Genomic DNA, 12,705 nt, shown 5'->3' on the forward strand with positions numbered 1-12,705 from the left:
GTCAGACGAAGCCGACATCGGTTTCTTTGCGTTTCTTGTAGTGGGTGACGCAGATCGCGGCGACGATAACGACGCCAATCACGATGTTGACGAAATAGCTGGAAACGCCGATCAGGTTCAGGCCGTTTTTCAGAATGCCGATCAGGAATACGCCCATCAGCGTGCCGATCACCGAGCCTCTGCCCCCTGAGAGACTGGCACCGCCCAACACCGCCGCAGCCAGCACATCCAGCTCGCCGCCAACCAGCGCGTTAGGCACCACTTCGCTCATGCGGTACGCCTGCAGCATGCCGCCAATCGCCGCCGACGCGCCCAGATAGCCGTAGGCAAACAGATAGATAACGGAGACGCGGATGCCGATACGACGGGCGGATTCGTTGCTGCCGCCGACGGCGTAGAGCTGCCGACCGATATGGGTTTTATTCAGCAGCAGCCAGGTCAGCAGCGCCATGCCCAGCATCACGACCACCGGCAGGCCCACCTGGTAGCTTTCGCCGCCGTATTCGAAGGGCAGGATAGTGCGCTGGCTGATCCACCAGTCGGGCAGGTCGTAAATGCTATGACCGTTGGTAATCCACATCAGCATGCCGAACAGCAGCGACTGCATACTGATGGTGATAATGATCGAGACGATATTGAGGTAGTAGATCAGCACGGCGTTAATCAGCCCGAAGACCACACCGCAGACAATCGCCAGCACGATGCACAGCAGTGGGCTGGCAATCACATCGTTGAGCAACAGTGAGGCAATAAAATACTGCGCTACGGAAGCCACGGCGGCGAAGGAAATATCAATGCCGCCGGTCACCAGCACCACAAATAAACCCAGCGCGAAAATCCCGGTTACGGCATAGCTTTCGGTCAAATCCAGCAGATTCTGGATCGACAAAAACTCGCTGCTTAAGGTTGAAAACAGCACCAGCATTAACGCGATAACCCAGCCCAGCCAGCCTTCGACCGAACGTGGCATTTTAAAAATGTTAGCCATTGATGGCCTCCGCGAATTGATGTTCGCTCAGCGTTGAAGGAATTAACTCGTTAATGATTTTTCCCTGCTTCATATGCAGCACGCGATCGCAGTTGTAATAGGCTTCCGGGGCTTCATCAGTGATCAGCAGCACCGAAATACCGACGCCGGACAGGCGGTGGATCAACTTGTAGATACTGTCTTTCGCACCGATATCCACGCCGACGGTGGGCGCATCAAGAATCAACACTTTTGGCCGGGTGAGTATCCATTTCGCCAGCACCACCTTCTGCTGGTTGCCGCCGGAAAGGGTTGAAAGCGGGTTATCCGGGTTGGTCACCTTGATATCCAGATCTTTGATCCACTCCTGCACCAGCGCGTCTTTGCGCTGTTCATCGATCATATGCCACGGTGTTTTGATCTCATCGAGAATGGAAATCACCATGTTGTCGGCAACCGACTGCGGCAGAATGGCACCCAGCGTCAGACGGTCTTCTGAAACATAGGCAATGCCCATTTCTCGTGCCTGGGTGTTGTCTTTGATCTGTACCTGTTTACCATCAAGGAGGATCTTGCCGCTATCGGGATGAGTGATACCAAACAGGCTCAGCGCCAGCTCGGTACGGCCGGAGCCCAGCAGGCCGCACAGACCCAGTACTTCGCCACGATGTAGCTGGAGGGAAATATCGTCAAACTGGCCTTTGCGGCTGAGGTGATTCAGCTCCAGCACCACTTTACCCAGTTCGGCGTTCGGCAGCTTCTGCTGGTGTTCAATGACTAATCCGGTCATCAGCTCGGTGATTTTGCCGGTGGATAGGGCGGCGGCGTCCCAGGTGCCGATCTTCTCGCCGTCGCGGATCACGGTAATGCGGTCGGAAATTTCTTTCACTTCATCCAGACGGTGGCTGACGAAGACCACAGTGATGTTTTTATCACGCAGGTAGTTCACTGTGCGCAGCAACTGGTTCACTTCGGTTCGTGTCAGCGAGGCGGTGGGCTCATCCATAATCACCAGCCGGGCATCTGCAACCAACGCGCGGCAGATGGCGATTTGCTGACGTTGGGCTATTGGAAGATGCTGCACCAGCGCGTCCGGATCGATATTGAACGCCAGTTCGTTGAGGATCTGCTGCGCTTTTTCTTTCAGTTTTTTTTGCTTAAACCAGCCGAAATAGCCCTTAAGGTTGTATTCGAAGGCAATGTTTTCGGCGACGGTCAGATTCGGAAACAGCGACAGGTCCTGATAAATCACTTGAATGCCTAAGGCCCTGGCGCGATCGGGCGTCAGGCGAGCATGGGTTTTGTCGTCGATGATGATTTCGCTGCCGGCATCGGGCGCGTAGACGCCGCTGATGGTTTTAATCAGTGTACTTTTACCGCAGCCGTTGGCTCCGGCCAGGCAGTGGACTTCGCCCTGGTTTAAGGTCAGCGTGATGTTTTTTAATGCCTGATGACCGCCAAAGCTTTTTGACAGCGCGTTCAGCGTGATCAGCGCGGCGGCATTATCGACATTGTTATTATTAAGCATCGTTCTTGCCCTGGTGTTAGACGTGAATAAAGCCGGAGCGCAAAGGCTCCGGCGATACGGCTCAGGGTCAGAGGCCCAGTTTCACCAGACGTTTGGTGTTTTCCACATCCAGTTTTTCCGGGTTATCGCTGAGGATGGTGTTGCCTTTTATTTTGATTTCGCCCATGTCGCCCAGTTTGACGCCGTCTTTGATCGGTTCTCCGTTCATCATCGCCGTCGCCACCTGCACAAAGACCTTGCCGGCGGTCATCGGGTTAGAGATATAGCCGCCATCGATCGCTCCTTTCTCCAGCAGCTTGATGCCCTGACCCGGGGTAAATGTACCGAAGACGCAGATATCATTGTTTTTCTTACGCTTGTCGATAGCGCGGCCTGCGCCGATTGGGCCCTGCGAGCCGAAGGACATAATGCCTTTCAGATCTTTGTGTTTTGACATCAGGTCGTTGGCGGTACGCATGGAGTCATCTACCGATTCGGCGACGCCAAAACGGTCTTCAACCAGCTGCATTTTCGGATAGTGTTCTTTCTGGTAGGCGATGGCCGCGTTGGCCCAGTCGTTTACCAGCGGAACGGTCAGGCTGCCAACGAACATGGCATATTTGCCTTCTTCACCCATGCAGGCAGCCATATCTTTCATATGGTTAGCGCCCATGGTTTGGGTGTCGAGCAATTCAAAGTCCCAGTCCGCATTGGCCTGTGCCGGTGATTCGTGGGTAATAACCTTGATACCCGCTTCCTGCGCGCGTTTCAGTACCGGTTCCAGCACTTTGGCGTCGTTTGGTACCACGCCAATCACATCCACTTTCTTGGCAATCAAATCTTCAATGGCGCGCACCTGCTCGGCCGGATCGGCGGTGGTTGGCCCCACCTGCCAGGCGTTCACACCCAGGGCTTTACCTTCTTCTTTAATCCCCTGTTCCATCACGTTAAACCAGGGAATCCCACCTACTTTCACCACCACGCCCATGGTAAAAGGCTTGTTGGCTTTTTGAGGGACCGCTGCGTCATCAGCCCAGGTGGAAAATGAAGCGATCAGTGAGGCGATTACACAGGGTAAGAGTAATTTTTTCATTATTAGATCCTCAGAAGGTTATTTTAATTTTCATCGTTGCCTAATAGTTCGTTATTTGGTTGGTTTCCCCTTCGCCATTACACCGCGCGTTGCTAAATAAAATGAGCGGCAACGGCTAACGCAAAGTATGCATTAATCCGCTTTAGCCATTGAATAAAACAATGGTGATAGTGTATTTCGGTTCCGGTTTATTACAACTTTTACTGTTATTGACGGTAATAAAACCGTTCTGGTTAATTGAGCCAGAACGGACGGGTTTTATTTTTGCTAAAGAACTTATTTATCAACTTCAATCACACTAAATTCAGGACTGTCTCCCCAGTTTCTTTCTTCAGCCACTTTATTGGTGATTAAAATGTCAATGTCATCGAGCATGCAAATCTTACAAAATGCGAACTGATCGAATTTACTGGAGTCGGCCAGCAGAATTTTCTTGCCGGAAACCTGTAGCATCACCTGCTTTAAGCGGGCGTTAATTTCACTGCCGTCACGAATGCCATTTTCCAGATTCAGTCCCTGACAGGAGAAAAAGAAAGTATTGATCTGAAAGTTACGAATCGCGCTTTCCGCCACCGGGCCGTGGAAATCCTCGTGGCGTTCAGAGTATTCACCTCCGCAGCCAATAATACGCACTTTATCGCGGCAGGCCAGCGCCTGGATGATTTTGAGCGAGTTGGTTACGACGGTGATATCAATATCCGGGATCTGTCGTGCCAGGAACCAGCAGGTGCTGCTGTTATCCAGCTGGATGCAGTCGCCGGGTTGAATAAACTGCAGCGCAGCCTTGGCCAGTTTCATCTTGATATCGGGATGTTCTTCCGTTCTTTTGCGTAACGATTCTGCCCAATCAATAGTATCCGCTTTGTAGAAAGCATTCTGCACGGGCCGGGTGCGGTCATCATAGTCATCAAGTGACACTGCGCCGCCAAAGCTGCGAATCAGTTTCTTGTTACGTTCCAGCAGATTTAAATCGCGGCGGATAGTTTCCTGCGAAACGCTGCACATAGCCGACAGTTCAGCAACCAGCGCGGAGCCATTCTGTTGCACATAGCTACAAATCATCTTATAACGCTCAGCCTGTAACATAAATAGCCCGATTCCATTGCTTATCACATGGCCTAATATTCATACTTTTCAGTTATTTTTAAAGTGACTGATTTCAAGAAACCTGATCGCTGGGTTTTTCATATACCATAACGTGATAAATATCACAATACATTGATGTTTTTATTTATTTTTTGCATTTTAATGTGATTTTTATCACTTAAAAGCGGGCGTTATTGCAGATAAAAATTCATTAACAGCTTTAAATCAACATAAACGGTCAAGTCATAAATGCCCGTTTTTGACCAAATTCGACCGTTTTCGTTTGTTTGGCTAATTTTGCCATTCCCACAGGCTTTTCGCCGCGGAGTATTAGACGTAACGTAATAAACCATTCACTCCTTCTTAATTGATGAAATGAATATTTGCAGCGATTTATTCGTCATCTGCAAATAAGTTTTTTATTACGTGAGGTTAAACTATGCTGCAGAAATTAAAACAACAGGTATTTGAAGCAAACCTATTATTACCCGCCCACAAGCTGGTTACCTTTACCTGGGGAAACGTCAGCGGAATCGATCGTAAATGCGGTCTGGTGGTGATTAAACCTTCCGGCGTGGATTATAAAGATATGCGGCCGGAAGATATGGTGGTGGTCGATCTGCAAACCGGGAAAGTGGTAGAGGGTGATAAAAAACCCTCTTCCGATACCGCGACGCATCTGGTGCTGTATCGTGCCTTTGAGCATATCGGCGGCGTGGTACATACTCATTCTCGCCACGCGACGATCTGGGCGCAGGCCGGTCAGCCGCTGAAGGCGCTGGGCACCACTCACGCCGATTATTTCTATGGCACGATTCCCTGCACCCGGCTGATGCGCGATGAGGAAATTAACGGTCAGTATGAGCATGAAACCGGGAATGTCATTGTGGAAACGGTGAATCAGCAGGGGATTAGCGCGAAGGATATCCCTGCGGTGCTGGTCAACGGCCACGGTCCCTTTGCCTGGGGCATCGATGCGGATAATGCCGTGCATAATGCCGTAGTGCTGGAAGAGATCGCCTATATGAATCTGTTCACCCGTCAGCTACAGCCCGGCGTTGACAGTATGCAGCAGACGCTGCTGGATAAACACTTCCTGCGTAAGCACGGGGTGAATGCGTATTACGGGCAATAATCGCGTTCTACTCAGGAAGAGAGAATTTATTCGTTCTGGTATGGTGGATCGGCCATGCCAGTTTTATGTAATGTGGATTTGACCCTATATATCCAGACGCTTTTTCTCCCTTACGGTTGCGATAACTTCCTGCGTATATATTCCCGTGGTGAGCGCTACCCCAGCGCACGGTAGGGATGATGCTCGTTGTAATGACTGAACGCCACCGCCAGATTCACCTGCGCCGACCGACTTTGCGCTTTCGGCTGTGAGTTCAACCGATGGATGCAACACACTCATTGAACCGCTCTGCGGGTGATTCATAGTCTGGTGTTTTTCGTGGCCTCTCGTTGAGCTGCCTGGTGATTAGAAGTGAGATAAATGAACAGGGATAAGCGAGATAATTGTGGGATTCTGTGGTTGTCCCGGGGATTTAGGTAATGGTGCCAACTTACTGATTTAGTGTACGATGGTGTTTTTGAGGTGCTCCCGTGGCTTCCATCTCCATCAGTTGTCCCTCCTGCTCAGCTACTGAAGGCGTGGTGCGTAACGGTAAAAGTACTGCCGGACATCAGCGCTATCTCTGCTCTCACTGCCGTAAAACATGGCAGCTACAGTTCACTTACACCGCCTCTCAGCCCGGTACACACCAGAAAATCATTGATATGGCCATGAATGGTGTTGGATGCCGGGCAACCGCCCGCATTATGGGCGTTGGCCTCAACACGATTTTACGTCACTTAAAAAACTCAGGCCGCAGTCGGTAACCTCGCGCATACAGCCGGGCAGTGATGTGATTGTCTGCGCTGAAATGGACGAACAGTGGGGCTACGTCGGTGCTAAATCACGTCAGCGCTGGCTGTTTTACGCGTATGACAGGATACGGAGGACGGTTGTGGCGCACGTCTTCGGTGAACGCACTCTGGCCACACTGGAGCGTCTTCTGAGCCTGCTGTCGGCCTTTGAGGTCGTGGTATGGATGACGGATGGCTGGCCGCTGTATGAATCCCGCCTGAAGGGAAAGCTGCACGTAATCAGCAAGCGTTACACTCAGCGAATTGAGCGGCATAACCTGAATCTGAGACAACATCTGGCAAGGCTGGGACGGAAGTCACTGTCGTTCTCAAAATCGGTGGAGCTGCATGACAAGGTCATCGGGCATTATCTGAACATAAAACACTATCAGTAAGTTGGAGTCATTACCCGGCCAGCCTTAGCCGTAGCTAAGGATAATCGCGAAAATATACTACGGCAGAGGCTTAACGTCAGTATTTCTACTGCTGAGCATAAGCGGTGGTCACGAATGCCGCGAGGCGGCATGGAGGCGCCATCAGGTGGTAAACAGAATACTGATGGTGAGTGGCGCCGGGACCCGGCGTAGCCGGAAATGCAGCTTCAATATTCGGGTTAAGAATGCCGAGCAGTGCGCAGGCATTCCGGGAATGCGCCAGAGGCGCATAGAGGCGCCCTCAGAAGTTGACCAGAGCACGGTTGTTAATGGCGCCGTAGCCCGGCGCAGCCGGTTACGCTGTTGACAGGTTCCACCAATCCATCCCTTCGCCCTGCTAAGCCATAACCCGCTGATAGCCATGATGTGGTTTCATTAAGCCCTTTTAACTCCGGTGAGCGGGCTGTACGGCGCTTGCGACGTACAGGGCGTGATTTCCGGAGCCGTGGTGCCGGCGAAGCCGGTGCCCGGGGGCTGTACTGAGAACCTGCCGCGATGTTACTGGCAGCAACTTAAATGTTTAGTTACATCATCCAGCATTTAAAGCGATGTTGTTCCGGGCCTTCGGCCCGGGGCGGCCTCGCTTTTCAGTGGTGGGGAGGGGCTGTGAGGGTTCAGGCAGGCACTGTTCCTGCTTTTGAGTGAGTATTTTGAATGTTGTAACTATATGTGCCGTGCCGGGGCCCGTCGCGTAGCGATGGGAGCTACTTTAGGCAGTTGCCGAACCGGCGCGGACGTGAGTCCGCTGCAAGGGCGGGCATTTTCAGGAGCCTGTCCACAGGTCAGGCGACGAACAGGTTATATATTTATATGAATGAAATAAAAGATATTTAAAAGAAGTACAGAGCAGGTTTTTAAAGGAAACCACGCACTTTGAAATCAGGTCGGCTGGCGCTCTGTAAGCATAACGGTTGTAACCTTATGGAAAGGTCCCTTGCAGTTATTTGTGGGTAACTGAATCTGGCGACGAGATGTGGCCACTCTGATGCAATTTCTGGCCATTCTGATGGCGGAATGGGGTGAATGTCAGGAAGGACGGCCGTCATTTCGTGCAGAAAACCGTCAACGATGGACTGCAGACGTGCGAAACCCTCCGGCGCCAGCCGGATTTTTCACACAGGAAGGGTTATATGGGGACGGTGGCCAGCCGCGTGTAGTTGTTACCACGCGACATCAGCATGCGCTCTTTCACGCGCCGCTCCAGCTCACGCTGGAGAGCATCCCTGTCGCCGACGAAACGCCCTTTGGCGTAGTCACGCGTCAGCTGCTGTTTCACCAGCGTCACAATGTCCTTACGGGCTCTGTCCGCGTCACGTCGGGCGCGGGCGCGCTTCAGGCCATGCTGTTTACGTTCGGACTGGTAGCTGCGGAACCGTTCGCGCACAAACCGCCAGGCCTTCGCTATCAGCTCGTCCATCTCCAGCGGCTTCAGGTTCTGCTTCTTACGCTGCTGATTCTCCCATTCCACACGGCTGCGCCTCGCGGCCACAACGGCCACGTCAGAGACGTCGAGCGCGGAGAACAGTGCCGGCGTGAAGGTGGTATCGGTCGGGATATTGCAGCCAATCTGCGGGTCATACTCGGTCTGATAGGTAATCAGCCCCAGCTCCGCCATAAACGTCAGCGCCCGCGTGGCGCGGGTGATGGACAGATTACCGCTTTTCGACTCGGTGGCGAGACCGCACTCGATGGCCAGATTGGTGATGGAGCGCTGAACGCGGTTGGCCAGCGGGTCATAGTGGAAACACAGCCCCTGGAGCAGGGCATCGATGGCCCGGCGGCGCAACAGTGGCGGCATCCGGTGACGTTTACCCAGCGAGCGTAAGAACGCCACATGGATGGAAAAGTCAAAACGGGACGTGAAGCCTTCGGCTTTCGCCATCAGCTTACGACAGAACGGCAGTGTCTTTTTGCCTTCACGCGGCGTGAATGCCGGGTTCGGGTTTTTGACCTGACGGTAATGGGAGAACAGGGTCTGGGCGTCAGTCACACCTTCCCGCACTTATGTTGCACGGAAGGAGTAAATGGCACAGAAACGGGTATTGCAGTTTTCTGAGCATAAAACTATACTCCCTGCATAGAGCAACAGCTTCTATACAGTTTAAGTAGGCCCCGTTAATCTTCTCTTAGTCGCCAAACCTGGTGAAGATTATCGGGGTTTTTGCTTTTCTGGTCCCGGGTAGACACCTCATCAGAACCAGTTCCCTGCCACCTTATGGCGTGGCCAACCAAGAATTCACTAAAACGATCAGTAATCTAGCATCCAATGAGAAAACGTTCAAGAATGTGAAGTCTTTACATCGAGAACGCCGCGTTCAGAAAGTTCACGTTCGAGTAAGGTCTCAATAAACTGAGCTTGAGTGAGCCCTTCCTCTTCACAGATCGTAATCATCCAATCTTTAAGAGGATTTTTAACAAAAACCTTCACTTCTTTATGTGTTTCACGTTTACGCGCAATCGCGGCAAGCTGTCTTTCACTCGCCGACATCGGCTTACCTTTTCGGTAAGAACGCTTTTCTTTCGATGAGGAAGTTACTGCATTTTCGATCTGCGACATCTCTGCCTCCTCAAGGATCAAACTTGGATCGTTTGCAGAGAATACTACAGATATCTGAAATCAGCGACTTAACTTTACGCGAAGGTGTGAGCCATGTTGGCGCATGGTTCACCAGGATAGATGTAGATTGCGGATCAAATGACGATGCGACTTAGTATGAAGAATGCCAGTCCGTTCCTCCGTCCCAGCGCGACTGCCAGTGCTGAAGGTAGGTTTGTGCCACTTCCGGCACCTCATTAATAACCAGCACATTCTCGCTATTCCGCGATGCAGCAGAGCGAGTGTAGTTAAAGCTACCAGCCTCAACTGTATGATTATCAACAATAATGACTTTGTCATGCATGATGGCGTAGCGACCGTTGGTGCGCAGCGGAATTCCCGCGTTCACCACGATGTTCATCGCCGCCTGGCTGGCTTTGCTCCGGTTGCCCTTTTCATCAAGCACTATCTTCACATCCACACCACGACGTTTTGCCCTGACAAGCGCACTAACCACCTCCGGAGACGTAAATGAGTAGCCCATCAGCCGAATTTCCTGCTGTGCTGACTCAATCGTCTTAAGGACCAGCTGCAACGCGCTGCCTTCAGGTGAAAAGCCGACCTGAACGGAGGATGCCGCTGCTGCGGGCTGAATACAGCTCAGCGAAAGACATACCAGACCGGACACGGCCAGCTGGCGAAAGGTGAACTTACGCATTAAATAACCTCAGAAATACTGTTCGGATGTGTTAACCAGAAACGCCGGAGACGGGGAAAACTTGCTTTTACCCTTCTCCGGGGTTGGACAACTGAGCACGGCGAAGGCGTCAGTCTCTTTTAGCGGTATCAGTTGGCGGACGCCTGATTATTTTTTGGTATCACCGGCAGCATGACTGATGGCCTGCTGCAGGGCCTCCGCGCTGGTGTATCCCGGAATAACCGTCACGTTATCAGCACTGGCGCCGGCTGACGGGAGAACCACCAGGGCCGGGGTACCGCTGAAGCCCAGCTGCTGCGCAAGTGTGTTTATGCCATCCAGGGTCCCCTGAACATCTGGGGCTGTTTTCGCATCGAACTTCACGGCTTTTGCGGCCGCGCTGATATCAGCATCGGTCAGCTTACCCTCGTTGTGGGCGGTAGCGTAAATCGCGTTGTGATAGTTAAGGTAAGCATCGGCCCCCTTCTGCTTCCAGATCTGAAGCCCGGTTTTCGCCGCACTGAGCGACGCCGGCCAGCGCTGGCCAAATATCGGGAATTCCTTGAACACAAAGCGCACGTCCGGGTTAGCTTTTATTACCTTCTCCAGTTCCGGCGCCAGGCGGGCACAGTAGATGCACTGGTAATCAAAGAATTCAACGACCGTCACTTTCGCATCAGCAGGACCATATGATGGTGTGCCTTTATCGTTCAGCAGCGCTGCCTGATTCTGAACCACGGCGGCCGTCATCGCCTGCTGCTGCTTCTCCTGCTGTTGGGCCTGCAGCTTCTGGCTGACCTCAACCAGCACTTCCGGATGAGCCAGCAGGTAGTCTTTCGCGATTTCACCAATGCGGGCTTCCTGTTCCGGGGTAAAGGCAACGGCAGGTTTCTCTGCTGCCCCCGCCACGCCGGAGACCAGAAGGCCTGCGGCAAGCATGACTGAAAGGGTTTTATTCATGTTCATCCTGTGTTTTTCTCTTCTCGGTTGTTATCAGTTCGTTCCGTGCACGGGTGGCGACGCTTCTGACCGCCCTGCGCTGTCGTTTAGCGTGCTCCTGAGCCCTGCGCTCCACGGCATACGCCGCCTCCTCCGCACTCACCGCTGCGACCGGTTCACCGGCAAGGTTTTTACGCCACGCGCCCACCGTCATGGCGCCCAGATACGCATCCGAGCGGGTGACGGCGGCAAGGCAGCGTTTCAGCGTCTTCACGGAAATCTCCAGCCCGCGCCGGCGAATGTCATTGACCATTGCCTCCCGGATGTTGACCGCCAGGAGCTGCGGCTGGCCGTCCGTCACCAGGGCTGGCCAGCAACGCTTCAGGAGCGCGAGCGCGTCCGCAAGCGGCATGACCTTCCGGTACACCGGTTCCGGGGCAGGTTTGCGCCTGGCCGCCCGCATGGCCTCCCTCTCCTGGGCCTGTCGCTCAGCCCACTGCCGGGCTTTCTCTGCTTTTCTGGCGGCCTTCTCGTCCGCCTGCGCCTTTTTCGCGCTCTCATCCACCGCCTGCTTCCTGACCTTCCAGGCAGGCGTCGTGTTCACCACCACGGTCTTTTTACGCGTGACCCGGCCCGGACCCGCACCGTCCGGTTCACTGTTGCTTACGGCACGCTGACCTTCTGGCTCCGCTTTGCGGCGCAGCGTCAGCGTGGGGCGCCCCTGCTCTGTCATCCTGCCTCCGGATAAATCTGTTTCACGTATACTCCCCTGACTGACCCTATTCTGACACGGCAGATATCACATCACCATCAGTCCGATGACGGCAAGGTGCACCGCGTAGAACAGCGGGAAAAATTCGCGCGGCCAGAACCTCGGCACGCGGCAACAGGTCCGGCTCAGCACCGTCAGGGTAACGCCGGGTATTACCAGACCCGCGATGGCAAAGGCGGGGCTGTCCGCGGCATTCAGCGCGAGTATCGCCAGTGCCAGACACAGCGCCAGCCCCGTGCGCGTGGTGCGCCGGCCCGTCATACATACGCCGCAGGCCAGCATCAGCATCACTACCCCCGCCAGCCCGTAGCTTCCCGCCGAAAACGGCAGCCAGGCCAGAACCAGCATCAGGGAGAGCGGCCACGTGCGCGGCCCGTGCCGCTGCATCATCGCCAGTGCCTGTCCGCTGACCGCAAAGGCAAACAGAATATTGCCCAGGTCCGGGCGCAGCCCGGCCAGTATCCAGCCGCCCTGCGCCACCCCGGCCCATATCCAGAGCCGGTTCAGGGCGCGCTGCTGAATCTGCGGATGGCGGGCGAGGTTCATGGCCCAGACCAGGCCAAAGAGCGGAAACGCTCCCCGACCGGCAAGACGCAGCCAGTCATTATCCAGTCCGCACAGCATGCTGATGTGGTCGGCCACCATCAGCAGCAGCGCCACGGTTTTGATAAGGTCGGTCTGGCCCGGCGTCCACACAAGCAGACGCTGCAGCCAGCAGTCGGCCACCACCACAAGGGGGAAGAGCGGATGGTTTTCAGCGCGCATA

The 12,705-nt window shown here is 53.8% G+C and carries 13 protein-coding genes; 2 read left to right on the forward strand and 11 right to left on the reverse strand.

The window, feature by feature from the left end; genetic code table 11:
* Nucleotide 1: 1 nt before the first annotated feature.
* The 4 genes from IB222_RS25970 to IB222_RS25985 all read right to left on the reverse strand — a co-directional run bounded on the left by IB222_RS25970 (nucleotide 2) and on the right by IB222_RS25985 (nucleotide 4,653).
* A complete protein-coding gene (locus IB222_RS25970; RefSeq protein WP_058670809.1) occupies nucleotides 2-988 on the reverse strand; it encodes an ABC transporter permease in 987 nt (328 codons plus the stop codon).
* Nucleotides 981-2,495, reverse strand: a complete 1,515-nt coding sequence (locus tag IB222_RS25975; protein WP_058670808.1) for a sugar ABC transporter ATP-binding protein — start codon at nucleotides 2,493-2,495, stop codon at nucleotides 981-983. Before IB222_RS25975 ends, IB222_RS25970 begins: the two co-directional genes overlap by 8 nt.
* 67 nt (nucleotides 2,496-2,562) lie before the next feature.
* On the reverse strand, nucleotides 2,563-3,567 hold the full coding sequence (locus IB222_RS25980; protein WP_058670807.1) for a substrate-binding domain-containing protein: 1,005 nt from the start codon (nucleotides 3,565-3,567) through the stop codon (nucleotides 2,563-2,565).
* A gap of 276 nt (nucleotides 3,568-3,843) precedes the next feature.
* Complete coding sequence (locus IB222_RS25985; RefSeq protein ID WP_058670806.1) at nucleotides 3,844-4,653, reverse strand: DeoR/GlpR family DNA-binding transcription regulator; 810 nt, start codon at nucleotides 4,651-4,653, stop codon at nucleotides 3,844-3,846.
* Between the two features lie 439 nt (nucleotides 4,654-5,092).
* On the opposite strand from IB222_RS25985, the gene araD reads away from it, so the two are divergent.
* Nucleotides 5,093-5,788 carry an L-ribulose-5-phosphate 4-epimerase gene (araD, locus tag IB222_RS25990; protein ID WP_058670805.1) on the forward strand — a complete coding sequence of 232 codons (696 nt, stop codon included), beginning with the start codon at nucleotides 5,093-5,095 and terminating at the stop codon, nucleotides 5,786-5,788.
* 470 nt (nucleotides 5,789-6,258) lie between these two features.
* A protein-coding gene (locus tag IB222_RS25995) for an IS1 family transposase (protein ID WP_223216367.1) occupies nucleotides 6,259-6,956 on the forward strand; the annotation gives its coding sequence in 2 pieces (ribosomal slippage) (nucleotides 6,259-6,508 and nucleotides 6,508-6,956; 699 coding nt in all).
* Between the two features lie 1,165 nt (nucleotides 6,957-8,121).
* Here IB222_RS25995 and repA read toward each other — a convergent pair.
* The 7 genes from repA to traX all read right to left on the reverse strand — a co-directional run bounded on the left by repA (nucleotide 8,122) and on the right by traX (nucleotide 12,704).
* The gene (gene repA, locus IB222_RS26000; RefSeq protein WP_085952537.1) at nucleotides 8,122-8,997 is read right to left on the reverse strand and encodes an incFII family plasmid replication initiator RepA; all 876 of its coding nucleotides are present in this window, start codon (nucleotides 8,995-8,997) and stop codon (nucleotides 8,122-8,124) included.
* Complete coding sequence (tap, locus tag IB222_RS26005) at nucleotides 8,978-9,055, reverse strand: RepA leader peptide Tap (protein WP_011201829.1); 78 nt, start codon at nucleotides 9,053-9,055, stop codon at nucleotides 8,978-8,980. The genes repA and tap overlap by 20 nt, the downstream gene beginning before the upstream one ends.
* Before the next feature lie 218 nt (nucleotides 9,056-9,273).
* Nucleotides 9,274-9,552: a replication regulatory protein RepA gene (locus IB222_RS26010; RefSeq protein WP_008324932.1), complete on the reverse strand. Its 279-nt coding sequence runs from the start codon at nucleotides 9,550-9,552 to the stop codon at nucleotides 9,274-9,276.
* A gap of 151 nt (nucleotides 9,553-9,703) precedes the next feature.
* Nucleotides 9,704-10,249 carry a phospholipase D family protein gene (locus IB222_RS26015; RefSeq protein ID WP_008324931.1) on the reverse strand — a complete coding sequence of 182 codons (546 nt, stop codon included), beginning with the start codon at nucleotides 10,247-10,249 and terminating at the stop codon, nucleotides 9,704-9,706.
* Between the two features lie 147 nt (nucleotides 10,250-10,396).
* On the reverse strand, nucleotides 10,397-11,188 hold the full coding sequence (locus IB222_RS26020; protein WP_008324924.1) for a DsbA family protein: 792 nt from the start codon (nucleotides 11,186-11,188) through the stop codon (nucleotides 10,397-10,399).
* Nucleotides 11,181-11,900 carry a fertility inhibition protein FinO gene (gene finO / locus IB222_RS26025; RefSeq protein ID WP_008324922.1) on the reverse strand — a complete coding sequence of 240 codons (720 nt, stop codon included), beginning with the start codon at nucleotides 11,898-11,900 and terminating at the stop codon, nucleotides 11,181-11,183. The genes IB222_RS26020 and finO overlap by 8 nt, the downstream gene beginning before the upstream one ends.
* 66 nt (nucleotides 11,901-11,966) lie before the next feature.
* Nucleotides 11,967-12,704, reverse strand: a complete 738-nt coding sequence (gene traX / locus IB222_RS26030; RefSeq protein ID WP_008324912.1) for a type-F conjugative transfer system pilin acetylase TraX — start codon at nucleotides 12,702-12,704, stop codon at nucleotides 11,967-11,969.
* Nucleotide 12,705 lies beyond the last annotated feature (1 nt).

Source organism: Citrobacter sp. C13 (assembly GCF_014596815.2).
In the GTDB taxonomy this organism is placed as follows: Bacteria; Pseudomonadota; Gammaproteobacteria; order Enterobacterales; family Enterobacteriaceae; genus Citrobacter; species Citrobacter portucalensis.

What these genes read in the sequence shown, in the direction of transcription:
- IB222_RS25970 (WP_058670809.1), bottom strand. Translation starts at nt 988, where the DNA reads ATGGCTAACATTTTTAAAATGCCACGTTCGGTCGAAGGCTGGCTGGGC.
- IB222_RS25975 (WP_058670808.1), bottom strand. Translation starts at nt 2,495, where the DNA reads ATGCTTAATAATAACAATGTCGATAATGCCGCCGCGCTGATCACGCTG.
- IB222_RS25980 (WP_058670807.1), bottom strand. Translation starts at nt 3,567, where the DNA reads ATGAAAAAATTACTCTTACCCTGTGTAATCGCCTCACTGATCGCTTCA.
- IB222_RS25985 (WP_058670806.1), bottom strand. Translation starts at nt 4,653, where the DNA reads ATGTTACAGGCTGAGCGTTATAAGATGATTTGTAGCTATGTGCAACAG.
- araD (WP_058670805.1), top strand. Translation starts at nt 5,093, where the DNA reads ATGCTGCAGAAATTAAAACAACAGGTATTTGAAGCAAACCTATTATTA.
- tap (WP_011201829.1), bottom strand. Translation starts at nt 9,055, where the DNA reads ATGCTCAGAAAACTGCAATACCCGTTTCTGTGCCATTTACTCCTTCCG.
- IB222_RS26010 (WP_008324932.1), bottom strand. Translation starts at nt 9,552, where the DNA reads ATGTCGCAGATCGAAAATGCAGTAACTTCCTCATCGAAAGAAAAGCGT.
- IB222_RS26015 (WP_008324931.1), bottom strand. Translation starts at nt 10,249, where the DNA reads ATGCGTAAGTTCACCTTTCGCCAGCTGGCCGTGTCCGGTCTGGTATGT.
- IB222_RS26020 (WP_008324924.1), bottom strand. Translation starts at nt 11,188, where the DNA reads ATGAATAAAACCCTTTCAGTCATGCTTGCCGCAGGCCTTCTGGTCTCC.
- finO (WP_008324922.1), bottom strand. Translation starts at nt 11,900, where the DNA reads ATGACAGAGCAGGGGCGCCCCACGCTGACGCTGCGCCGCAAAGCGGAG.
- traX (WP_008324912.1), bottom strand. Translation starts at nt 12,704, where the DNA reads ATGCGCGCTGAAAACCATCCGCTCTTCCCCCTTGTGGTGGTGGCCGAC.